Annotated in this window: 16 protein-coding genes; all 16 read left to right on the forward strand. The window is 70.3% G+C overall.

Annotation, left to right across the window (positions count from 1 at the left end; all coding sequences use genetic code 11):
• The 16 genes from Amac_RS09800 (at nucleotide 1) to Amac_RS09875 (ending at nucleotide 23,833) form a co-directional block, all read left to right on the forward strand.
• Nucleotides 1-939 carry a fumarylacetoacetate hydrolase family protein gene (locus Amac_RS09800; RefSeq protein ID WP_155354001.1) on the forward strand — a complete coding sequence of 313 codons (939 nt, stop codon included), beginning with the start codon at nucleotides 1-3 and terminating at the stop codon, nucleotides 937-939.
• Nucleotides 940-967: 28 nt separating this feature from the next.
• On the forward strand, nucleotides 968-2,335 hold the full coding sequence (locus Amac_RS09805; RefSeq protein ID WP_155354002.1) for a hydroxymethylglutaryl-CoA lyase-like TIM-barrel protein: 1,368 nt from the start codon (nucleotides 968-970) through the stop codon (nucleotides 2,333-2,335).
• Nucleotides 2,332-3,348 (forward strand): LLM class flavin-dependent oxidoreductase, encoded by a 1,017-nt coding sequence (locus Amac_RS09810; protein WP_155354003.1) that lies wholly within the window; start codon nucleotides 2,332-2,334, stop codon nucleotides 3,346-3,348. Before Amac_RS09805 ends, Amac_RS09810 begins: the two co-directional genes overlap by 4 nt.
• A gap of 281 nt (nucleotides 3,349-3,629) precedes the next feature.
• Nucleotides 3,630-5,144 (forward strand): serine hydrolase domain-containing protein, encoded by a 1,515-nt coding sequence (locus Amac_RS09815; protein WP_155354004.1) that lies wholly within the window; start codon nucleotides 3,630-3,632, stop codon nucleotides 5,142-5,144.
• Nucleotides 5,145-5,362: 218 nt separating this feature from the next.
• Nucleotides 5,363-6,958, forward strand: coding sequence for a hypothetical protein (locus Amac_RS09820; protein WP_170322407.1), 1,596 nt, complete (start codon nucleotides 5,363-5,365; stop codon nucleotides 6,956-6,958).
• Nucleotides 6,959-6,997: 39 nt separating this feature from the next.
• A complete protein-coding gene (locus tag Amac_RS09825; protein ID WP_155354006.1) occupies nucleotides 6,998-7,213 on the forward strand; it encodes a hypothetical protein in 216 nt (71 codons plus the stop codon).
• Nucleotides 7,210-8,568: an MbnB/TglH/ChrH family RiPP precursor modification enzyme gene (locus tag Amac_RS09830; RefSeq protein WP_155354007.1), complete on the forward strand. Its 1,359-nt coding sequence runs from the start codon at nucleotides 7,210-7,212 to the stop codon at nucleotides 8,566-8,568. The genes Amac_RS09825 and Amac_RS09830 overlap by 4 nt, the downstream gene beginning before the upstream one ends.
• Nucleotides 8,569-8,642: 74 nt before the next feature.
• The gene (locus tag Amac_RS09835; protein ID WP_246268206.1) at nucleotides 8,643-9,440 is read left to right on the forward strand and encodes a S1C family serine protease; all 798 of its coding nucleotides are present in this window, start codon (nucleotides 8,643-8,645) and stop codon (nucleotides 9,438-9,440) included.
• Nucleotides 9,441-9,458: 18 nt separating this feature from the next.
• Nucleotides 9,459-10,442 (forward strand): AAA family ATPase, encoded by a 984-nt coding sequence (locus Amac_RS09840; protein ID WP_155354008.1) that lies wholly within the window; start codon nucleotides 9,459-9,461, stop codon nucleotides 10,440-10,442.
• A 4-nt stretch (nucleotides 10,443-10,446) separates the two neighbouring features.
• Nucleotides 10,447-11,328 carry a DUF58 domain-containing protein gene (locus Amac_RS09845; protein WP_155354009.1) on the forward strand — a complete coding sequence of 294 codons (882 nt, stop codon included), beginning with the start codon at nucleotides 10,447-10,449 and terminating at the stop codon, nucleotides 11,326-11,328.
• A complete protein-coding gene (locus tag Amac_RS09850; protein ID WP_155354010.1) occupies nucleotides 11,325-12,266 on the forward strand; it encodes a VWA domain-containing protein in 942 nt (313 codons plus the stop codon). Before Amac_RS09845 ends, Amac_RS09850 begins: the two co-directional genes overlap by 4 nt.
• The gene (locus tag Amac_RS09855) at nucleotides 12,267-13,349 is read left to right on the forward strand and encodes a vWA domain-containing protein (RefSeq protein WP_155354011.1); all 1,083 of its coding nucleotides are present in this window, start codon (nucleotides 12,267-12,269) and stop codon (nucleotides 13,347-13,349) included. It begins immediately after the preceding gene.
• 25 nt (nucleotides 13,350-13,374) lie between these two features.
• The gene (locus Amac_RS09860; protein ID WP_155354012.1) at nucleotides 13,375-14,793 is read left to right on the forward strand and encodes an FtsX-like permease family protein; all 1,419 of its coding nucleotides are present in this window, start codon (nucleotides 13,375-13,377) and stop codon (nucleotides 14,791-14,793) included.
• Nucleotides 14,794-14,889: 96 nt separating this feature from the next.
• Entirely contained in the window at nucleotides 14,890-15,870 is a 981-nt protein-coding gene (locus tag Amac_RS09865; RefSeq protein ID WP_155354013.1) for a polyprenyl synthetase family protein, read from the forward strand.
• A gap of 60 nt (nucleotides 15,871-15,930) precedes the next feature.
• Nucleotides 15,931-16,410, forward strand: a complete 480-nt coding sequence (locus Amac_RS09870) for a hypothetical protein (protein WP_155354014.1) — start codon at nucleotides 15,931-15,933, stop codon at nucleotides 16,408-16,410.
• Between the two features lie 61 nt (nucleotides 16,411-16,471).
• Nucleotides 16,472-23,833 carry a pentapeptide repeat-containing protein gene (locus tag Amac_RS09875; protein WP_155354015.1) on the forward strand — a complete coding sequence of 2,454 codons (7,362 nt, stop codon included), beginning with the start codon at nucleotides 16,472-16,474 and terminating at the stop codon, nucleotides 23,831-23,833.
• Nucleotides 23,834-23,901 lie beyond the last annotated feature (68 nt).

The raw sequence follows: 23,901 nt of genomic DNA on the forward strand, positions 1-23,901 counted from the left end.
ATGCGCTGGTCAAGCTATCGGGCATCGGAGTCCGGGTTGCGAGTGGCGGTCGTCACCGATGACGGCCGGCTGTTCGGCAGCCGTACCCACACTGATCTCGTGACGCTCCTCTGCGATGGAGTGGACCTGGCCGCCGCTGCGGAGGCCATCTTGGCCGACCCGCTCGAGGTACTGAGGATCGACGAGGCGACGCTGACGGCGCCGATACCCCGGCCCCCCAGCATCCGCGACTTCATGGCTTTCGAGGACCACCTCAAGCCGATCCTGGCGGCACGGGGAGCGTCGATCGACCCTGCCTGGTACGAGATTCCCGCCTTCTACTTCACCAATCCCGCCGCGGCCAAAGGCCCGTTCGAGGACGTTCGGGCGGCGCCCGGGGCCGTCGAACTCGACTTCGAGCTCGAGGTCGCCGCGGTTATCGGGCGACCGGGCAGCGACCTGGACGTTGACGCGGCGCAGCACCTGATCGCCGGTTATATCCTCATGAACGACTGGAGCGCGCGCGACCTGCAACGACGCGAGCGGGGCGTCGGCCTCGGCCCGGCCAAAGGCAAGGACTGGGCGACCAGCTTCGGCCCGTTCTTCGTCACGGCAGACGAGTTCCCGATGGTCGACGGGCAGGCTCGGCCGGATCTCCCCCTCCGCGCCAGTGTGAACGGCCGCCCGTATTCCGCGGGCAACCTCAGCGAGCTCTACTGGACGTTCGGGGAAATGATCGCCTACGCCTCCCGCGGCACCGAGTTGCGCCCCGGCGACATCATCGGCTCCGGCACCGTGGGTACGGGTTGCATCGCCGACCTGTCCGCCCGCCACGGACTCGACAGCTATCCATGGCTTCGGCCGGGCGACCGCGTGCGCTTGGAGGCGGACCGCCTCGGAGCGATCGACTGCGCATTGCTTCCGGCTCCGCCGGTCGTCCAGTTGCGCCCAACGCGATAGATCATCAAAGGGAGAAGGCCCGACAAGCATGGCTGACCGCAAACCGCAGGTGTTCACCGAGACTGAGCTGCGGGAAATCAAGGAAGACATCAATCGAGCGCGGCGACCCAGAGCGTACGAGCCCGGCCGCTGGTCGGTAAGCCCGCTCAATCGCGACCCCGAGGTCGCCGGACGGATGCCGACGTCGGTGCGCTTTCGCGACATCACGCTGCGGGCGATCGAGGCATTGCCCGGAGTCGTGGTTTCCACGCGGGCCAAGTCCGAGTACCTCCGGCAACTTGTCGAGGCAGGCGTCCCCGAGATCGTGACCGCCGGCGTCCGCGATCGCGGCGACGACGAGCTGCGGCGCGACATAGAGATGGTCAAGTCGATAGACCCTGACCGGCGGGTCACCTGTCCGCTGGTGTTCTCCGCACGCGACCTCGCGGCACCCGCACGCGCGGGCTACGACGCGGTCCAGATCTGGGTGCCACCGTGGGGCGGCGCGTCACGCCTGTACGAGGCGGGCGTGCACGCCGCGGCATGGCGGGGCGACGACTGGCGGGACCTGGGCCTGCCGTCCGACCGGGCCGGGTTCGTCGCCCGCGCGGCCGACCTGGTGACGCGGGCACGAGACCTCGGCCTCGAGGTCACCGCCCCGCTGCTCATGGTGTCGTTCCTGTCGATCGAGGAATTGCTTGAGACGTGCTCGGTACTCGTGCACGCCGGCGCCAACGAGATCGGGCTGTTCGACGGACCCGGTGCCATGTCACCTGAGGCATATGGACACCTGGTCGCCCAGACCAAGGCGCATTTCCCCGACGTCCGGGTCGGGATTCACCCGCACAACACCTTCGGCCTGGCGGTCGCCGCCGCGATCGCCGCCGCCCGCAACGGAGTCGATGTGGTCGAGGTATCGGTCAACGGCTACTGCGGCGGACCGGGCAACGCGGACCTGTCCGTGGCGACCGCGGCCTTCGAGGCGCTCTACGGTGTCGAAACGGGAATCAGGCCCGAGCGGCTGAAGGCCCTGGCCCGGGCCGGCGAGCGGCTGACGGGGTATCGCACCGCGTACAACCACCCGGTGACCGGCGATCGCGTCTACAACTGGGGCGGCATGGACTTCATAACCCAGGAACTCGGGATCGACGAATTGTTGCACAACGCCATCGCACCAGGCTGGTCGGGCAGCACCATCGACATTCCGATCACCGAGGTCAGCGGGCCGTTCACCTTGTGGGACAAGATGATTCGGCTCGGCTTGGCGCCCACCCACCAGACCGTCGAGACCGCGCTCGGCATGATCAAGAGCGAGATCGAAAAGCAGGGTAGCCTGCTCACCGACGCTCAAGTCAAGGACCTGTGCCGGGCGGCAGGCGCGACCACTGCTCCCATGCCGGCGGAGGGTCACGCATGAGAATCGGGGTGGTCCTGTCCGTCCCGGCGTTCGCCCCGCTGGCCGAGGCGGCGCGCCGGGCCGAGGCCGGGGGTCTGGACCGCGTCTGGCTGACCGAGACCCCGGGACGAGACGCGCTCATCCGCGCGGTACACGTCGCGGCGCACACAGACCGGATAGCAGTTGGCACCGGCATCGCCTACGCCTTCACGCGGCATCCGATCGCGATGGCATCGGCGGCGCTTGAGGCGAACGCGGCCTCGGCCGATCGCATCACGATCGCGATCGGCGCCGGCCCCGCGCCGATCCGGTCGGGGGTCGGGGCCTCGTTCGACCACCCGGCCGACCGCCTGGCCGAATACATCCACTACGTACGGACCGCGGTCCGAGCCGATGCCGGGTTCTCGTTCGAGGGTGCGTACTACCGGTCACAGCTGCCGACCTTCACGACGCGAACGGCCGCCGTGGCGCCGCCGAAGATTTACGGTTCCGGCGCCGGGAAGAACGCGCTGCGGGCCATCGCCCCCGTCGCGGACGGCATCGCCCTGCATCCGCTCGCGGTCTACGAACCGTACTTCCGTTCTGCCGTCGTGCCGGCCATCACGCGCCAGGACGGCAGCCGCCCCGCGACGGTGGCCTGGTGCGTCACGTCGATCAGTGAACATCGTGGACAGGCGGTTCAGGAGGCGCGAACCAGGCTCGCGCAGTATCTCAGCTTGCCGTCGTTCGCCGCGGTGCTCGCCGGTTCGAGGTGGGAATCGATACTCGGCGACGTCCAAGCCGTTGCCGTCGCCTCCGGATGGGCCGCGGCCGGCCGCCTCATTCCCGAGGATCTGGTCGATCACCTGAGTGTGACCGGCACTCCGGAGGAGGCCGCCGCTCGCCTCGCGGGCCTGGCGCAACGGCTGGCCGCAGCGGGCGTCGACGAGATCGCACTGCAGATCGCACGGATGTCGGGACCGCCAGAAGCCGTACTCGACGATATGGACCAGATCGTCGGCGTGGCGTCATCCATGGCTACGTCCACCGAATGAGTCGCGTCGGAGCGGCGACGAAACGTGGTTCGCGAGTTGCGGGTGGTGAAGCCGCGGTTCAACCACCCGGACCAGCCTGACCTGCCCGGGCGGCCATCCCCCTACGCCGGAAAATCAGATTGGCGATGGCCGGGGCCGGAGGTATGGTCGTCGGAGGCGGTTTCCGGCCGCCTCTGGGTCCGCGGGCAGAGCTGCAAGCTCACCGGTTCGCCAAGTAAGTAATGGCATGTCTTTTCCCCGCCCGATGTCGCGGACCCGCGGGCGACGAGGGAAGGACTGCCTTGTCCGATCAGTCGCGTGCGCTCCCCGACCGGCCGAGTCTCCGGTACCTGAAGCTTGAGGCGAAACGCCGCCTCTCCGCCGGGGAGTTCGCCACGCTTCACCAGGCCCAGCTGGCCATCGCCCGCGAGCACGGGCTGTCGAGCTGGACCGCGCTCAAGGAACACATCGAGGCCGCGGGCCCGGCGAGTCACGCCCTCGCGCAGGTGCGGTGGGTCATGTCCCGCTTCGCGGCGGCCGACACCCCGGAATGGACACCCCCCGACGAGGAGGAACTGCGCCGGCACTTCGACGACCACTACCTGAGCCTCGTGCCGCCGGACACGCTGACCGGCATGGCCAGCTCGGTGGCGCAGCGGCTGCGCGAGGACCTCGTCGACGTACGGGCCGAGCCGCTGCGCCTGCGCGCACGGGTCGCCGACCTGCGGGTCGAGGCGGCGACCGAGGCCGACCCGCCGTACCGGCTGAGCACGTTGCGGTTGTATCCGCTGGAGACGAAGGTCAAGGACCCGCGCGTGGCGGCACCGGCGAGCCGTACCTCCGGTGCGGTGCCGGAGGAGGCGGCCGCGGTGGCCGCGGAGTCGTTCGCCGAGCTGGGCCTGGTCGGCCTCATCGTGGCCGGCGCGAGCGGTGACGGCTCGGTGTGGGTGACCGCACGGGGCTGGGCGAACCTCGACCAGGATGAGGTGTTGCTGCCCGATCACCGGTTTCCCGCGTACTCGATCACCAAGCTGATCACCGCGATCGCCGTCCTGCGGCTGGTCGCGGACGGGCGCGTACGGCTCGACGAGCCAGCGAACGCGTACCTGCGCACCATCCGGCTCGCCGACGACGCCGTCACCGTGCGGGAGCTGCTGTCCCATACCGGCGGCGTCGACAACCCCGCGTCGATGTTCGCCGACCGCGTCCCCGACCTGGTCTCGGTCACCGGGCCGGTCGCGGCGTGCGGCGGTCCACGCGGCACGTTCGGCTACGGCCACGGCGGGTACGCGCTGCTCGGGCAGCTGATCGCCGACGTGACCGCATCGCGGTACGAGGAGGCGGCCACCCGCATGGTGCTCGAACCCCTCGGGATGAGCAATTCGTGGTTCCCGCGCAGCCGTCCGGCCACCAGGGTGGTCACCGGGCACCGCCTCACCGACGAGGGCGTGTTCGAGCGCGCACCGGCACAGATCTCCATCGTGCCGGCCGCGGGCGGTCTGTGGACCACGGCGGCCGATCTCGTCCGCTTCGGCCACGCCTGGTCCTCGCTGCTGCCCGACGCGCTCGCCCGCGAAGCGCTGCGGCCGCAGGCCGAGCGGGACGACAGCCCAGGTGGCCAGGCGGGCCTCGGCTGGGGGCTCGTGCTGCCCAAGGACGTCGCCGGGCATCCCGGCGCCGGCCCCGGCTTCTCCGCGTCCCTGATCGTCAGACCGGGGCTCGTCAGTTCGGGCGGCGGCCAGACCTGGGTCGTCTTCACCAACCGCCAGGTCTTGGTCGAACCCGTCAACGAGCGCCTGGCCCTCCCGATCCCCTGAGCACGCACTGCCTCCCGTGCTGTTTCGCGATGGGTTCTGTCGTAGCACGGGAGGCCGATCCGTCCCGAAATCGAGGTTCAGCCAGCTTGCTCGCCAGCCGGGCGCGACCAAATATCGTGCTGTCTCCGCCGCAGGACTAGGGCTTTCCCTGAGAGCGCCCCTGGGGTGGGGTCCCGTCAGTTCTGTCTTCAATGAGGGGACTCCGAAGGGAATCGCTCATGGACCGATTGACGGCCGACCAGGAGTTGAACGTCGGTGCGGAGCTTGTGTCGGGTAACGGGCGGGTGCGCCTGGTCATGCAGGGCGATGGCAACCTGGTCCTGTATCGCGTCGACGACGGGCATCCTTTGTGGGATACCGGCACCTGGGGCGGGCCCGTCACCCGAGCCGTGATGCAGGGCGACGGCAACTTCGTTCTCTACGACGACTCCGGCCAGGCCCACTGGGCTTCGGGTACCGACGGCAACCTCGGTGCCTGGCTGTGTCTGCAGAACGACGGCAACCTGGTCGTGTACGGCACCGCGGGCAATCCGCTCTGGGCCACCAACACCGTCCGGTACTTCGGCCCGGCCGCAGTGCCGGGGTTCTTGCCCTCCACGAGGGCCCCGCTGTTCGCAAACGGCCCGTGGCCGCCGGGGACCGCGCTGCCGGTCTCCATCCTCGGCCTGCCTCCGGTGTCCATCGACGTCACCCGGATGGGGTTGTGCGGTGGCATGTCCTTCCTCGCCAGGGACATTCACGAAAGCGGAACTCCTCAGCTCAAGGGCAGGGACTCGTCCGCCATCCCTGCCCCGCTCGCCCGGCACATCCTCGCCCGCCTGATCCGCAGCTTCAACGGACCGCCGGTGGTCTCCCGCTGGCTGGCGGACACCCAGGCGCTCGACCACGACACGCTGGTCTGGGGTCACGGGCTCTTCCACCGGACGTACAACGAAATTCCGGGAATCATCAGTGACATCGACAACGGCGTCCTCTGCCCGATAGGGCTCGTGCTTGTTCACTCATACGCACCGTGGGACGTCTTCCAGAACCACGTCGTCCTCGTCTGGGGCTACGAACAGCACGGCCATCTCCTGACCCTGCGCACCTACGACTGCAATCACCCCAACCGCGACGACATCGTCCTCCAAATCGACATAAGCTCCCCCACCCCCGCCAAGACCATCACCACCAACGGCACAAGCGGCCCTGACCCCGGCCAGATCCGCGGCTTCTTCAGGATTCCGTACGAACACGCGGACCCAACCCCCGCCTACATCGACGACGGCTCGGTCGTCGCCTCGCCCCTACCCCCGGCGAACCTGCCCGCCGGCGCGCACACGCACGTCACGATGCGCGCCACCAACACCGGATCCACCACCTGGACTCCCGATCTCGGCTACCGGCTCGGCAGCCAGTCGCCCCAGGACAACACCACTTGGGGATTGGGCAGGGTCGAACTGCCGGTGCCCGAGATTCGCCCCGGCTCCACGGCGACATTTCAGTTCGACGTCACCGCAACCGCCACGGCGGGCGTGCACGAGTTCAGCTGGCAGATGGTCCGGGAGGGGGTGCACTGGTTCGGCCACGCGAGCCCTCCGGTGCGGATCGCGGTGGGCTCCACCGACGGCGCGTGCGAGCAACTACACCAGCGCCACCAGCACCTCAACGCACAACTCGCCGAGGTGACCGCCGAGATCGCCGGCATCGACTGGAGCGATCCGTTCATCGCCAGACACGAGGCGGCCAATCTCAGCCGCCTCACGCAAGCCCTGCGCAGGCAGATCAGCGCTGTGGAAGCGCAGCAGGTCGCGCAGGGATGTGCCCCGGGATAAGCCCGGCCCCACCGCACTCCACCTCGAAAGGGAGAAGCCATGGCAACAGAGAACATGTTCCAGCTGAGCGACCGAGTGGTGAACGTCACCATCCCCGCGGACGTCGCCTTCGATCTCGACCGGCTCCAGGCGGTGCAGCGGGATATTCTCGGCCGCCTCGGGTGCCAGGCCTGCTGCTCGGGATGGGACATCCGGTACGACATCCAGCGCAGGTTCGTGGTCTCACGCGAGCTTGAGATCCGCGAACTGGGATGAGCGGGGTCCAGGACCTGCGGGAACTGCCGGAGCTGGGTGTCGGGCTCGTCTACTGGCCCGGGTTCGAGAGCCTGCTCGACCAGGTGGACGTGGTCGAGGTGGAACCGCAGGTCTTCTGGTTCGCCCCAGACACGGACGGCGAGCCGTTCCGGCTGGACCAGCGCGCGTTCGAACGGCTCTCGCGGATCCGGAAGCCGAAGCTGGTGCACGGCGTGGGCCATCCGGTGGGCGGCACAGAGGCGGACGAGCGTCACCTCCAGCCTTTCGCCGAATCCGTCGCGCTGCTCCAGGCGCCCTGGGCGAGCGAGCATCTCAGCTTCAACCGGCTCCACGGGACAGACCTCGGTTTCCTGCTGCCGCCCGTACAGAGCGAGGAAGGCATCGCCCTCGCCGTCGAGAACATCCGCGCGCTGCGCGAACGCCTGCCTGTGCCGTTCGCGTTCGAGACAGGAGTCAGCTACCTGCGACCCCAAGCAGGGGAACTGTCCGACGGGACGTTCTTCGCCGCGATCGCCCGCGCGGCGGACTGTGGAATCCTGCTCGATCTGCACAACCTGTGGGCCAACGAACGCAACGGACGCCAGGCCGCCCTCGACGTGGTGGCCGAACTGCCGCTGGAGCGTGTGGTGGAGGTGCATCTGGCCGGCGGGCGGGAGTACGCCGGTTACTGGGTGGATGCCCACTCCGGCCCGGTCCCGCCGGAGGTGCTGGACATCGCCCGCCAGGTGATCCCGCGGCTGCCGAATCTCAAGGCCGTCGTCTACGAGGTGATGCCGGAGTCCGTCACGGACGCGAACCTGCCGATGGACCAGATTCTCGAACTGCGCGACCTGTGGGAACTGCGCGGCGCCGCCGCCGCTCCCCCGCTGCCCGCACCCCGAGCCTGGGAGGACGGCCTCGCCGCGGCCCTGCTGAGCGGGGAGCCTGCCGCGGACCCCGGAATCACCGTGCTGCGCAAACTCATCGGATCGGTGCGCGCCGGGAAGGTGGCCGACACGCTGCCTCTCACGACACGGCTGCTCCTGCTGACGCTCGGCGGAGAGGCCGTCGACGACCTCTTCGCCCACTTCTGGCACGCCACGCCGTCGGAGCAGATGGCCTCCGATGAGGCGCGGCTGTTCGCCGCTCACGTCACCGGCATGCCGCTGGAGGTGCCGTACCTCCGCGAGGTGGCGGATTTCGAACTGGCCGCGCTCCAGGCCGTCCTGGCCGGACTTCCGCAACGGGTGTCCTTCAGCGTCGATCCAGGACCTGTCCTCGCGGCCCTCCGCCACGGACGCCTCCCCGCAGCCCAGCCCACCGCCGCCCACGAGATCACGGTGCAGCCTCCGGCGCCGCTCCAAGCGCCGGGCTAGCGGCCTGTATCGGAGGAGTTGCCAGACACGATCTATTTAATCTTCTTTTCAGCTTGGCCTTGTACGGTGAAGCGGTGGAACGCGGGCCCGAGAGGGTGAACGCTGATGGGTCGCGGCGAGTCATGGCCGGAGTCCCAGGTCGCCTGCTGATCGGTGGTGGGGTAAGTGCCGTCGCCTTAGTGGTGGTGCTCGCATTCCTGCTCGGCAGGACGACGAGCACGCAGAGCGCGCCGTCACCCTCCCGGAGTCCCACTCCGACGGCGACCACCAGTCCCACGGTGTCGGAGATCTTCCAGCGGGTCGGGCCCTCCGTGGTCGTCATACGCACGGACGACGCGATCGGCACGGGCGTGATCGCAGCGGATAACGGGACCATCGTGACCGCGAACCACGTCATCGACGGCGCCAAGACCATCAACGTCACCTTCTCGGACGGCACAAAGGCGCGGGCACGTGTCGCATCGGCCGATCCGGGTCAGGACATCGCGCTGCTCATGCCGGAGTCGCTGCCGGAAATCCTCGTTCCCGCGGTTCTCGGCGGGAGTGGGGAGGTGGGCGCCCCGGTCGTCGCCATCGGCAATCCGCTGGGGCTGACCTTCAGCGTCTCCTCCGGCGTCGTCTCGGGCTTGAACCGGGCATCGAAATCCGACGGTGGCGATCTGGAGGGACTCATCCAGTTCGACGCATCCGTCAACCCGGGCAGCTCCGGCGGCCCGCTTCTCGACGCGCGAGGGCTCGTCATCGGCATCGTCGTCTCGATCGCCGACCCGGGCAAAGACGAGGCCTTCGCCGGTATCGCCTTCGCGGTGCCCATCGGTACGGCTCTGTCCGGAGGAGACGGAGACGGCGACGGAAACGGACCCCAAATCTGAGCGACGAAGGAACCCCCGATGACCTCTCCCGCGAAGTCCACCAACCCGCTCGAACGTATGCTGTTCGAGGTCAAACGCACGATCGTCGGCCAGGACGTGCTGCTGGAACGCATGGCCGTCGCCCTGCTCTCCGGCGGCCATCTGCTCGTCGAGGGCGTGCCCGGCCTGGCCAAGACGCTCGCCGTCAAGTCGCTCGCCGCCGCGATGGCCGGGCAGTTCCAGCGGATCCAGTTCACTCCCGACCTCGTCCCCGCCGACCTCATCGGCACGCGGATCTACCACCAGCACTCCGGCGAGTTCCGGACCGAGCTGGGGCCGGTCTTCGCGAACCTGCTGCTGGCCGATGAGATCAACCGCGCTCCGGCCAAGGTGCAGAGCGCGCTGCTCGAGGTGATGCAGGAGCACCAGGTCACCATCGGCCGCCAGACGTTCCGGGTGCCCGAGCCGTTCCTGGTCATGGCGACCGAGAACCCGATCGAGTCGGAGGGCACCTATCCGCTGCCCGAGGCGCAGGTGGACCGGTTCATGATGAAGGTCATCGTCGACTACCCCGGCGGCGCCGAGGAGCACGCGATCGTCGACCGTGCGCTCAGGCCGCCGGAGCCGACGCAGGCGATGCTCACCACCGACGACCTGATCGGGATGCAGGCACGCGTGCAGGAGGTGTACGTCGACCCCTCCATCGTCGACTACGCCGTGCGCCTGGTCACCGTGACCCGCGCCCTGGGCAACGCCGGGCTCGGCCAGCTGGAACGGTACGTCAACTACGGCGCCAGCCCCCGCGCCTCGATCGCGCTCGTGATCGGCGCGCGCGCCCTCGCGTTCCTCCGCGGCCGCGGCTACGTGCTCCCGCACGACGTCACCGAACTCGCCCTCGACGTGCTGCGCCATCGGATCGTGCTCTCCTACGAGGCCCTCGCCGACGACGTCGACGCCGACACGATCGTGACGAGCGTGCTCGGGGCCGTACGCGTGCCCGATGCCGTCCTCCAGGACCGCTGATCCGATGCGCGCCCCAGAGAAACTCCTGCTCCGCCTGGAATGGCGGGTCGTCCGCCGTCTCGACGGGCGGCTTCAGGGCGGCCACCGTACGGTGCACCGAGGGGCCGGGACCGACTTCGCGGGGCTGCGCGCGTACGTGGAGGGCGACGACGCGCGGCACATCGACTGGAACGTCACCGCCCGGCTGAACGAGCCGCACCTCAGGCAGTTCAACGAGGATCGCGAGATGACGGTCTGGCTCGTGCTCGACCGGTCGGCGTCGATGGCGGCGGGCCGGCCGGGACGCGGCAAGCACGAGGTCCTCGCGGAGCTCGCGCTCGTCCTCGCCCGGCTGTTCGGCCGCGGCGGGAACCGCGTGGGCGCCCTGCTCTTCGACACGGGCGTGCTGCGGGTGGTGCCACCCGGCACGGACCGCAGGCACGTGCTGCGCATCGGCGCCGAGCTGGACCGCACCGCCGCCGCGAGCAGCGGCCAGACGACCGATCTGGCCGCGATGCTCGACGCGGTCGCGCGCCTCGCCCGGCGCCGCGGCCTGATCGTCGTCGTCTCCGACTTCATCGGCGACGGCGACTGGGAACGCTCGCTGCTGCGCCTGGCGCGACGGCACGAGGTCGTCGCCCTCCGCATCGTGGACACCGCGGACGACGAGCTGCCGGAGGCCGGGCTCATCGTGGTGGAGGACGCGGAGACCGGCGAGCAGCTCATCGTCGATTCCGGCGATCCGCTGTTCCGGGTTCGCTTCCGCGCGGCCGTCGACGCACGCGACGCCCGGCTGGCGGACGGCATGCGCGAGGCGGGGGTGCCGGTCCACCGCATCGACACCGATCGCGATCTCGCCGCGGCGCTCGTCGAGGTCGTCGCCCGGACCCGGGACCGGCGCACGTGAACCTTTATCTGCTCGCCCTCGGTCTGCTCGTCACCGCGGCGCTCGCCGCCGCGGCCGTCGTCTTCGCGCGCCGCCGGTCGGCCGCATGGGCCGCCGCCGGGATCACCGCGCCGAACCGCCGCCGTACGCAGCTGGGCACCGGGTTCACCATCGGCGGCCTCGCGGTTCTCGCGATCGCCGTCGCCGGTCCGACCGCGTCCGTGCCCGTGCCACGGGCCTCGGGTACGGTCATCCTGGCCATGGACGTCTCCGCGAGCATGGGCGCCGACGACATCGCCCCCACCCGGCTCGCGGCCGCGCAGCAGGCGGCCCGGTCGTTCATCCAGGCGCAGCCGGCCAGCGTCGACATCGGCGTCGTCGCGTTCGAGCGGGGTGCGCTCACCACCGCGCGTCCGGACGCCGACCACTCCGCCGCCCTGGCGGCGATCGATCGCCTGAAGGTCACCGGCGGCACCTCGCTGGGGAGCGCCATCATCGCCTCGCTCTCCGCGATCACCGGCGAGCGGGTCGCCCTCGGACGCGACGGCGCCGCCCCTGACATCGGGTACTGGCCCTCGGCGACCATCGTGATGTTCTCCGACGGCCAGGACCTGGGCGGGAACGTCGACGACGCCGTGGCGGTGGCCGAGCAGGCGGGTGTGCGCATCCACACCGTCGGCATCGGCACCACCGCCGGGACCGCGGTGAAGGTCGACGGATTCAGCCTGCAGACCGCACTCGACGAGGACGCGCTCGAATCGATCGCGCAGGCCACCCGCGGCACGTACCATCCCGGCACCGACACGGGCCAGCTCGACGGGGTGGCCTCGACGATCGATCTGCGGCTCACCGTCAGCGACGAGCCGCTTCCCCTCGCCGGCGCGTTCATCGCGGTCGCCCTCGCCTTGCTCACCGCGGGGTCGGCGCTCACCGTCTTCCGGACAGGGCGGGTGGTCTGAATGTCCTTCACATGGCCCTGGGCGCTGCTCGCCCTCCTGGCCATCCCGCTGGTGTTCGCCATCTGGTGGCTGACGCGGCGGCGACGCCGGCGCGCCGCGATCCGGGTCACCTCGGTCGCGCTGGTCCGGGTGGCGCTGCCCGGACGCGTCCGCTGGCGGCGCTGGATCCCGGCGGCGCTGCTCGCGGCAGGGCTCGCCGTGCTCGGTTTCGGCGCCGCGCGTCCGCAGGCGACCGTACCGGTCCCGATGACCTCGGCGACGATCCTGCTCTCCCTCGACATCTCGGGCTCCATGTGCTCCACCGACGTGGACCCGAACCGCATCACCGCCGCCAAGGAAGCCGCCGCGGACTTCATCCGGTCTCAGCAAGGCGGACCGCGCATCGGCCTGGTCACCTTCGCGGGCACCGCGGGCCTCGTCGTCCCCCCGACCGATGACACGCAGACGCTGCTCGACGCGCTCGAGAACCTGATCACCTTCCGTGGCACCGCGATCGGCCAGGCCATCCTCGCCTCGCTCGACGCCATCGCGGAGGTCGATTCCTCGATCGCCCCGATCGGCGCCGAGCCCGCGGACCGTGGCCCGGGTTATGCGAGCAGCGCGATCGTCGTGCTCACCGACGGTGCGAACACCCAAGGCGTGGACCCGCAGACAGCCGCCCAGGAAGCCGCTCTCCGCCGCGTACGCGTCTTCACCATCGGGTTCGGCACCTCCACACCCGGGCCCATGGTGTGCGACAGCTCGCAGTTCGACGGCGGCTTCGGCGCTCCCGGCCGCGGCGGCTTCGACCGGGGGCGCGGCTGGCGAACCATCGACGAGGACGCGCTCCGGCAGGTGGCCGACACCACCGGGGGGTCGTACTACCGCGCGCAGAACGCCGACCAGCTCCAAGAGGCCCTGGGCAAGCTGCCGGGCACGTTCACCGTCGTCAACGAGCACGTCGACGTCGCCGCCTGGTTCGCCGGCGCCGGCGGCCTCCTCATCGCGGCCGCCGTCGCGCTCTCGCTCTGGTGGAACAACCGGCCCTCCGGGGGAATCGGGAGCGCTCGGGCGGAAGGCGGCGCGCCACGCCGCGGAGGATGATCTCTCCGCGCCGTATCATGCCCTCGTGATCGTGACGATCGTGCTATTCATCGTCGTTCTGGGCATTCCCGCCGCGCTCATGTGCGGGTCCGTGTTCCTCGCGGCGCGATCGACTTCTCCGCTCGTACGCCCCGGCTATCTGCTCTGGGGTGCCATCTTGGCGGCGATCGGCTATGCCGTCATGGCACACACCGCGTCGGCTACCTATGAGGACCAGCACTACGACGACTTCGGATCGTTGGGGACCGTGCTCTTGGGGTTCCTGGGCGCGGGAGTCTTCCTCCTCGGGCTCGGTCCCTTCATCCCGTGGCTGTTGCGCATGTTCGAGCGCCTCGCCGTACGGCTGCCGGTGCCGTTCCGGCTGGCGGCCCGCGACACGGGCGAGCGTCCCGTCCTCACGACGACCGCGGTCGCGATGACCATGATGATCACAGCCGTCACGGTCGCCGCACTGATCGCCTCGGCCGCCAGGACGGCCATGAACGAATTGGAATACCAGCCGCGAGCCCGTCCGGGAGCCCTCCTGGTGGACGAGTTCAGGAACGACCAGGCGGCCGCCGTTCAGGCCGCCGTCCAGCGCGAGCTGCCCACCGTGTCCATCGTGCCAAGCAACGGTGAGAACGATTCCGGATATTTCATCGCCGAAGTCACTGACGGGCTGCTGGCCGACCCTGTCCATGTCGGTGACCCGGCACTGCTGCGCTACCTCACCGGGGACCCGTCCGCGCCATTCCGCGAGGACACGGCGGTGGTCGTCACGGCGGAGGACGTCGCGATCAGCTCGGTGCCGATCGTGCACAACCTCTCCGGCGACCACGGCGACTACGCCGCCTACCCGCGCAAGACCATCCCGGCCGTCATCGCCCGCCCCGCCGACCCTCACGTCGAGGCGATCTTCATCCCGTCGAAGGTCATCCAGGACCTCGGCTTCCATCTGGTACCGAGACAGCTGATCGTCGACCCCGGCGTCCATCGGATCTCGCCGCTTGAGCAGGAGCGGCTCGAAGAACGTCTGGGCGGGACCGCGACCGTGTACGTCGAACGGGGATTCCAGCCCGCGACCGGTTGGCAGGCGTTCGTCGCGGTCATGGCCGTGATCGCCCTCGGCAGCGCGCTGCTCGCGACCGGCTGGACGTCCGCCGAGTCGCGGTCCACGCGCGTCCTGCTGAGGGTGAGGGGCGGCTCATCCGCGGCCCTGCGGCGGCTGGCCGCCTGCCGTGCGGGGATCGCCACCGCCTGCGGCACAGTCCTGGGCGCCACCGCCGGCTGTGCCATCGGCCTGCTGCTGAGGTGGCCGCTGACCACGTCGGCCGAGTGGGATCCGATCAAGCGACCGCCTTTCCCCGTCCCCTGGCCGGTCATCGCCGAGCTCGCCATCGGACTGCCTCTGCTCGCGGCGGCCATCGCGGCCCTCCTGACTCCCAGACGGACCGCTGAGACCTGATGGGCTGAGACGAATCTCAGCGGCGCTCAGCGGCGCCTCAGCGATGATCGGGCAGCGTGGAGGGCGGTCAATTCAGGTGGCCCGAGGAGGAATGCCGTGCTTGCCCATGTCGCGCGTCCAGTAGAGATCCTCAGCAGCCCTGCCGTCTCGGCCGGGCTGCTGCGGGTGGAGAACCGCATCCAACGGCTGAGCACCTCCTCCCGGTTGCCGCTCATCAACACGGCGGCCGGGAGGATCACCGGCGCCGGAGGCAAGCGGCTGCGCCCCGCACTGACACTGGCGACCGCGCTCGCCCTCGGTGGGCGGATCAACAACCGGGTGGTCACCGCGGCGGCGTGTGTGGAGCTGATCCACGCCGGGTCGCTGGTCCACGACGACCTCATGGACAACGCCGCCGAGCGCAGGGGGGTACGGACCGTCAACGCCGAGCTCGGCGACGCCCGGGCACTGGTCGTCGGGGACTTCATGCTCGCCAAGGCCGGGCTCGCCGCGCTGTCCTCGGCGTCCAAACCGGTCGCCGAGACGCTCGCCGCCGTGGTCGTCGAGCTCGCCGAGGGCCAGTTCCAGGAGGCCGCCGAGCTGTTCGACCCCGGCCGCACTCCCGAGGACGCGCTGCAGTCGATCACCCGCAAGACCGCGTCCCTGTTCCGGGCGAGCTGCCTGGTGGCGCACCCCGCCGGACGGAGCATGGCAGCGTACGGCGAGCGGTTCGGCGTCCTGTTCCAAGTCCTCGACGACCTGCTGGACCTGGCCTCCACCGCCGAGAGGCTCTGCAAGCCGGTCGGCAACGACCTCAGACAGGGCGTCTACACCCTCCCGCTGCTCATGGCACTACGCCACGACTGCGGAGACGTCCGGCCGTTCCTCGGCCGGCGGCTGAGCCAGGATGAGATCACGTTCCTGCTCGCCCGTCTACGACGCAGCCGCATGGTCGACGACACCCTGGAGTACTGCCGGAGCCTGGCGTCCGACGCGCTGGCCTCGCTCCCCGACATCGCCGACCCGCAGATCACCGCCGCCCTGTACGGCCTGCCGACCGCCTACATCGACTGGGCGGAGTCGCTGGTCGTCAGGTGAGGGCGACCGGCAGGGCCTCGGGCGGATCCGTTCAACCGACCGCCACGGCACAATTTCGTCATGGACCCAGTGCGGGAGTATTTCGACGCCGTCGCCAACGACGACGTCCGCGACACGTTGCGGTGGCTTGACGAGGCCGGCTACCGGGTCACTTCGAGCCAGGGCGGGCCGGCTGAGCCGTTCGGAGATGCGCATCTGGTCTTCACCGGTCGCCGAGAGGTGGAGATCATTCGCGACCGTGGCCAGTGGATGATCAGCATCTCCCTCGCTCCCGGCGGAGAGCGTCTTTTTCTCGACGTTCTCATGGCAGCCCGGCACGGCGATGCTTGGGCGCCCTCACCGCATGGCCAGCCCTTGAGCAGCCCACTTCCGGACCAGCTTCCTGCGGACGTCTCATGGAGTGCCTCGCTGCCGGATGTTCTGGGATGGCTCGATGAACCTGGCGCGGCGGAAGAGGCAGCGGCGGCGACCATGAAGGCTCGCGACTTGACATGGCAATGGTCGCGCGACGCCGGCGGCGCGGGGACTGTGCGCGATTGAGATCATCGGAGTTGGCGGTCCACCGGTCGGATGCACGGGTTTGGTGGATCCTGTTCGGGTGATGTCCATCCCCTGGCAAGATCTTCGTGCGGCAGACGTGGAGGATCTGATCGCCGCGCTTCTCCTGCGGACCGTGGACGGCGCTGTGCGGATCGACGGTTCCGGGGGAGACGGCGGCGTCGACGTCGCCGTGCAGAGGCCGACCGGCAAACACGTCTTCGAGATCAAGAGCTTCAGCCGGCGTCTTACCGCCGCGCAGAAGCGGCAGATACTGAAGTCGCTGCGCACCGCGGTCGAACGGCAGCCGGACATGGTGGCCTGGACGTTGGTGCTCCCGCTCGACCCCAGTCCGTCCGAGGACAGGTGGTGCAGGGAAGTACTCGCCGCAGAGACGACCGCGGCGGTGACCTGGATGGGCCGTACCGCGGTGGAGGTGGCATTCGCCGAACATCGCGATCTTGCCGACATGTTCTTGCCCGGGTTGGCCGAACGCGCTGAGATGCGAACCGGTTCCGTCTCGGCGACCGATCGCAGTGTCGCCGTCGGGATCAACTATGGGACCGTCCAGCAGGTATTCCTCGGCGGTGGACACCGCCGGTTGCGCGACGTCACGATCGATCTCGACCCGCTCCCCGGGGACCTGGGCCTCCTCGACCCGGTGGATCCGAGCAACGTGCTGGGGGCGTTCACCGGCCGGCGCTGGCTGGTCGAGGCCGTGGACCGATTCGTCGGCGACTGCGTCACTCGCAGGGTGGGCGGCTACCTGCTGATCGAGGCCGAGGCGGGCATGGGCAAGTCGGCGCTGGCCACCTATCTGGCGTTCGACCGGGATCGGGCCTGGCCGGCGCACATCAGCCGACTGGGTACGGTCACGGCCGAGGCCGCACGTGCCAACCTGGCCGCCCAGCTGGTCGCGCGTTGGGGACTTGACGAATCGGCGGACGGGCTGCTGCCCGACGGTCACGACAGCACGGCATGGTTGTACGCACGGCTGGTGGAGGCCGCCCGGCGCCGGGACGAGGTGGATCCGGACACGGCCGTGGTCCTCCTGGTCGACGGTCTCGACGAAGCCCCCGCGACCAAGGTGGGGGAGATGCCGTTCGGCCTTCCGCCCCGGCTGCCCCCGGGAACCGTGATCGTGGCGACCAGCCGGCCGGGAACCCCCCTGCCGACGGCGGTACACGTTGAGCGGATCGAGGTGGAAAGCGAGCCCAACCTCGACGACCTGAGAGAGCACCTGCTCCGGCTCACCGGCCGCGACCCACGGCTGAGCGGGCCGCTGGCGGCGGCCGGGGTTTCCCAGGACCAGTTCACGCACATGCTGCTGGAGCGGTCCGGCGGGGTATGGATCTACGCGGTGTCGGTGCTCGACCAGGTCCGGCACACGGGTCGCGTGCCCTCCGCACTCGACGACCTCCCCAGCGGGCTCGCCGGCTACTACGCCGACGTCGTCGGCCGCTGGGCGGAGGATCCCGCGTTGGACTGGCACAATGCCGGCGAGCCGCTGCTGGCGACGCTGGCCGCCTGCCAGGAACCCCAGCCCGCCAGGGTGCTGGCCCGGTGGGCGGGCGTACCGGAGCCACACGCCCGCAGGATCGTCCGCGGAGCCTTCAAGGCGTTCCTGTCCTCCCGCCCTCACGTGGACGGCGACCCGGACGTCTACGCGCTGGGACACAAGAGTCTCCTGGACTTCTGCGAAGGCAGGCTGCCGGCCGCCATCACCGGCGTCAGCGCCGTCCGGGAACACGCCCACGACCTGGCCCGCGCCACCCGCGACGCCCACCGCCGCATCGTCGAGATCCTCACCCCGCCCGGTGACGCGGCCGGGAGAGACTGGAGCACGGCCGACGACTACGCGCGCCGATACCTCGCCGCCCACGCCGCTGCGGCCGGGCTGCTCGACGAGCTGTGTCAGGACCCGGGGTTCCTGCTGTTCGCCGACGTCCCCGAACTGCTGCGCCGGCGACGGCAGCTGACCACCGACGCGGGCCGGGCCGCGGTCGCCGCGGCGGAACTCGCCGCCAACAGCTGGTCGGACGAGCCTACCGACCAGTTGCGGTGGCTGGAGGTATCCGCCCGCAAGACCGGAGCTCACGACCTCGCCCGCCACGCCGCCGGGCGCCACGACGGCCCATGGCGCGTCCACGCCGCGATCTGGTCGGGCGCCAGTCACCAAGTCCTGTTCAGCCGCGACCACGCGATCTGGATGACAGCGGCGGTGCCCCTGCCCGACGGACAGGTGATGGTCGCCTCCGGCGACTCGGACGGGACGGTGCGGCTGTGGGATCCCGCGACCGGAACCTCCCCCGGCACCTGGCTCAAGGTGCACCGCAGCGGAGTCACGGCGCTGGCCACGGTGCCGACGCCGGACGGAGGAGCGCTCCTGGTCTCGGGCTGCGACGATGGGAGAATACGCCGCTTCGACCCGGTCGCCGGCATGTCCGTCGGGCCGGTACGCAAAGCCCATAAGGGGCGGGTCACCGCGCTCGTGCCAATACCGCTGTCCGACGGGCGGACCGCGCTGGCCTCAAGCGGCGATGACGGGAAACTACGGGTGTGGAATCCCAAGACCGGCAGGCCGATAGGCGATCCGGTCACCGCCCACGGCGAGATCATGGCCATGACCACCGTGTCCCTGCCCGGTGGGCGGGTGCTGCTCGCCACCGCCGACAACGAGGGCACGATGGGACTGTGGGATCCTGCGACCCTCCAATCCTTAAGGACGTGGAAGTGCCACGACAGCGGCATTTGGGCGGTCGCGGCCGTACCGCTGTCCGACGGGCGGGTTCTTCTCGCCACGGGAAGCATGGAGATCGCACGGCTGTGGGATCCGACGACGGGCAGACCTGTCGGCGAACCGCTGACCGGCCACGTGGAGATGGTGCACGCCCTCGCGGCGTTGCCGATGCCCGACGGCCGGACGCTGCTCGCCTCCGGCGACGAGGACGGCAGCGTACGCCTGTGGGACGCGGCCACCCGCGCACTCGTGGCCGGACCGTTCGGTGAGCACAACGGTCCGGTGAACACCCTGGCGGAGCTGCCGATGCCGGACGGCCGGACCCTTCTGGTCTCCGGCGCCTTCGACGGCACCGTACGGCTGTGGGACTTCACCGCCGAACTCACCGACGGCGAACGGTTGGCCGGTCATTACGGCGGGGTCATCTCGCTGGCCACCGTCCCAACGCCGGATCGAGGTGTCGCGCTCGCGTCCCTCGACGGCGCCGGCGACGTGCGACTGTGGAACCCGGCCGACGGCACACCCATCGACGAACCGGTCACCGCGTACATCACCGACGTGCGGGCCCTCGCGTCGACGTCGTCCCCGGCCGGTCCCGTGCTGCTGGCGACCGGGGGCGGCGACGGGTCGGTCCAGCTGTGGGATCTCGACGCTGCCGGGCGGGCGGGCGGACCGCTCATCGGTCACACCATGGGGGCGAGCCTCCTGGCGGAGCTGCCGATGCCGGACGGGAGCGTCCTGCTCGCCTCGGCGACGAGGCAAGACTTCTACCTGCGGCTGTGGGACCTGGCGACCAGGACGCAGATCGGCAAACCACTCCATGTCAGCAGCGTCTACTCGCTCGCGGCGATACGGCTGGGCGACGGGCGAACCCTGCTCGCCGTCGGCGGGCACAGCGAGATCCAACTTTGGGATCCCATCACCCGGACTCGGGTCGGCCTGCTCGGCGGACATTCCACCGCTGTACTGGCGGTAGCGGCGGTACCGCTGGGCGGCGGACGGACGCTACTCGCCTCCGGAGGCAGCGATGGGACGCTCCGGCTGTGGAACCCGGACACAGGTTCGCCGATCGGTGACCCGCTCGGCCAACCCCACAGCCACGTGCAGGCGGTAACGGCCGTGCCCACGCGGGACGGGCGGGTTCTTGTCGCGTCCGGGCACCTCGATGGGACGGTGCGACTGTGGGACCCGGTCACCGTCACGGCCATCGGCCCCCCTCTCGTCGGACACACCATGGGTGTGACGGCACTGGCCACGGTCCCGCAGGCCGGTGAAAGCCCGCTGCTCGCCTCCGCCGGCGACGACAACACGATCATCCTGTGGGACCTCGCGGACGCCCCGGCGCCGGCGATCGCGGACCGCGCAGTTCCCTCCCGGCCCAGCACGAACCAGCAGCCCCCGGACGCCGGCGCCGCGGCCGGGCCGCTGGACGATTACCTCGCGGAGCACCTGCCGGACCTGCTCGCGATGCGAGGTCCGCTGCTGAAAGCCTTGGCGGGCGCGAGCACCCGCACGACCCCGGGGCCGATGCCGTCGCCCTCCTACCCGGCGGACATCTCCGCGGCGATCACCTACCGGCTCCGGTTCGCGCTCACCGGAGCGAGCCGGGAGGACGAGCCACCGGGATTCCGGTCCGCCATCCCCCGCCTGCTGGACCATTCCCAGCCGTACGACCACCAAGCGCCGATAATGATCGACGACCCGGAGCAGGAAGCCCGCCTGTACCGATTGGCATGGTGGCTCGGCCAAGCTCACCTCGCCCGCCTCCGCCGTCCGGCCCTGCTCGTGCCCGACCTCGACCAGTCCGGCCATGTTCCGGACCTCGCCGTGGCCGACCTGCGCGGACTGGTCCGTGCCGCCGCGAGCGGACCCTTCGCCCGCCTTCGCCAGTGGGCCGCGGGCGCGAACACCGTACCGGGCCCACCCTTCGTCGGACCGTATGGGCTCGGCCACGACCTCAGCGCGGACGTGGTCGCCCGCACCACCGCCCTCGTCTTTCTCACCTCGGAGCATCCGGCTGAACTGACCGCGCCCGAACATGCCACGGCGTGGCTGCGCCGGCTGGTCGGCTCCGTCCTCGCCGACCGGCGCGGCATCCGCCACGTGGCTGTCTACCTCACCCGCCAGGCCATAGGGGTCAGCTGGCCCATCGATCGCCTCCTGACCGTATGCGCCGGATCCGCGCCCCCGCGATCCCTATCCGAGCACCGGCACGAAGTCCGCGCGATTCTCGAAAAGGCCGGCCGCCAGGCCCTCATCTCAGGCCAAGGCCTGCGCGATCGTGTGCTTTCCGGCCTGGACTTGCGCCAAACCGACCTCACCGGCGCGACCCTGGCCGGAGCACACCTGCACGACGCCGACCTGTCCGGCGCCGACCTCTCCGGCACCGACCTGACCGGGGCACGCCTCGTCCGGCCGCGGCTCACCGGAGCACGCCTCACCGGCAGTCGTTGGCACCACGCGGCGATCCTCGCCCCCGCTCTCGACGAGACCACCCGGGCGGCCCCGGAACTCGCCGCCGCCGCCATCACGGGTCGTGACCGGGCCGAGCCGGTGCTGCTCCCACCCGAGGGGACCGTACAAGATATCGCCTGGTCACCCGACGGAACCCTGCTCGCCGTCGCGACCGGCGCACACGTGCTGATCTTGGCGGCGGCGGATCTCCGTGTGCGCCGAGTCCTGCTCGGCCACGCCCGCTGGGTGTCCACGGTGGTGTTCTCCCCGGACGGCCGCCTGCTCGCCACCAGTGACGAGGGAGACGAACTCGGAGGCGCCGACGCGCGGGTGCGGATCTGGGAACTGCCCTCCGGCCGGTTACACACCGAACTCACCGACACCATCGGCCCGGCGAGCACGCCGGCGTTCTCCCCGGACGGCCGCCTGCTAGCCACCAGCCATCAAAGCGAGGACTCAGCGGGAACAGTGCGGCTGTGGGATCTGGCGACCGGCCGTCAGTCCGGTGAGCTGACCGGCCACGCCGGATCGGTACGCGCGCTCGCGTTCCGCCCCGACGGCCAAATCCTGGCCACAGTCGGCTACGACGAGCCGGTGCGGCTGTGGGACGTCTCCACCGGCCGCAGGCTCGGCAAGCTCATCGGTCTCAGCGGTTCGGTGCACACGCTGGCGTTCTCCCCCGACGGCCGCCTGCTCGCCACCGGCGACGCCGACACCTACTTCGATGTCGAGGAGGAGGATTACTACGGGACGGAGGTCCGGGTACGGCTGTGGGACCTAGCCTCCCACCGCCAGTGCGGCGAATTCACCGGTCACCTCGGCCAGGTGAACGCGGTGGCCTTCTCGCCCGACCGGCGCCTGCTCGCCACTTGCGACGGCGTCCCGTGGTCGGCGAATCCAGGGCGGATACGGCTGTGGGACGTGCCTTCCGGCCGCCCGGTCGGTGAACTCCCGGGCGGCGCAGGAGAGGTGAACGCGCTGGCGTTCTCTCCCGACGGCCGCCTGCTCGCCACGGACGCGACGGACGGAAGAGTACGGCTGTGGGACGTGACCACCGGCTGCCGGCTCGGCGAATCCACTCGCCAACCCGAGCGGACGACCGCGGTGCACGCGGTGGCGTTCTCCCCTGACGGCCGTTTCCTCGCCACCAGTTCCGGCTCCACCAGCAACATGGGCGCGGCCGGCGGCCGGGTACGGCTGTGGGAGGTGACCACCGGCTGCCGGCGCCGCGAGTTCACCGGCCACAACGGCGCCGTGAGGGCGCTCTCGTTCTCCCCCGACGGCCGTTTCCTCGCCACCGGCGACGGCACCTACCGGGGACGGAGTCAGGTGCGGTTGTGGAACGCGGCCACCGGCGACCGGCACGGCGTGATCGAGCAGCGCGGCCACGTGCGGGCGCTGGCGTTCTCCCCCGACGGCCGCCTGCTCGCGACCGGCGCCGGCGAAGACGGCCAAGGCGGACAGGCTCAGGTGTGGGAGGTTTCCTCCGGCCGCCGGCACGCCGGCGCCGTTGAACACATCGGCCCGGTGGCCGCGTTGGCCTTCTCCCCCGACGGCGGCCTGCTGGCGAGCGGCGACTGCGGCCACGGGAACTCTCGCGGCGAGGTCCACCTCTCGGACCCGGCCACCGGCCACCGGCGCGGCAAACTCACCGGCCGCCTCGGCCATGTAACCGCACTGGCGTTCTCCCCGGACGGCCGGCTACTCGCCACCGGAGCGATCGGCGCGGGAGTACAGCTGTGGACGGTGCCCTCCGGCGAAGAAGTCCGCGCCCTCGACGGCACCTGGTATCCGCACTCGCTGGCGTTCTCCCCCGACGGCCGGTTCCTCGCCACCGCCGATGCCACGCGAGGCCCGGCCGGTCGGGTACAGCTGTGGGAGGTCTCCTCCGGACGGCAATGCGGCGAACTCGTCGCGCACACCGGCTCGATCAACACCGTGGCGTACTCCCCCGATGGCCACCTCCTCGTCGGCGGTGACGAACACGGCATCGTACGGCTCTGGAACGCGGCCACCCACACGCTGATCGCGACCGTCGCCGAGTTCGAGGACGGCTGGGCGGTCCTGCTACCGGATGGACACTACAAGCTGAGCGGCGATCCCGGAGGACACCTGTGGTGGGTGATGAACCTCCACCGCTTCGAACCCTGCCAAACCGACGGCCTCGACCCATCCGTCCGCCGCCTCGACCCGGAAGCACCACTCCCCGGCCTCGATCACCACCACCGGTAGTCGCAGCCAGCTGGCATCTGCCTGCGTCAGCCAGCGGCCTATCCGACGGAGCATCTCGATTCTTCGGC

Origin of the sequence: Acrocarpospora macrocephala (genome assembly GCF_009687865.1) — a bacterium.
Classification (GTDB): Bacteria; Actinomycetota; Actinomycetes; order Streptosporangiales; family Streptosporangiaceae; genus Acrocarpospora; species Acrocarpospora macrocephala.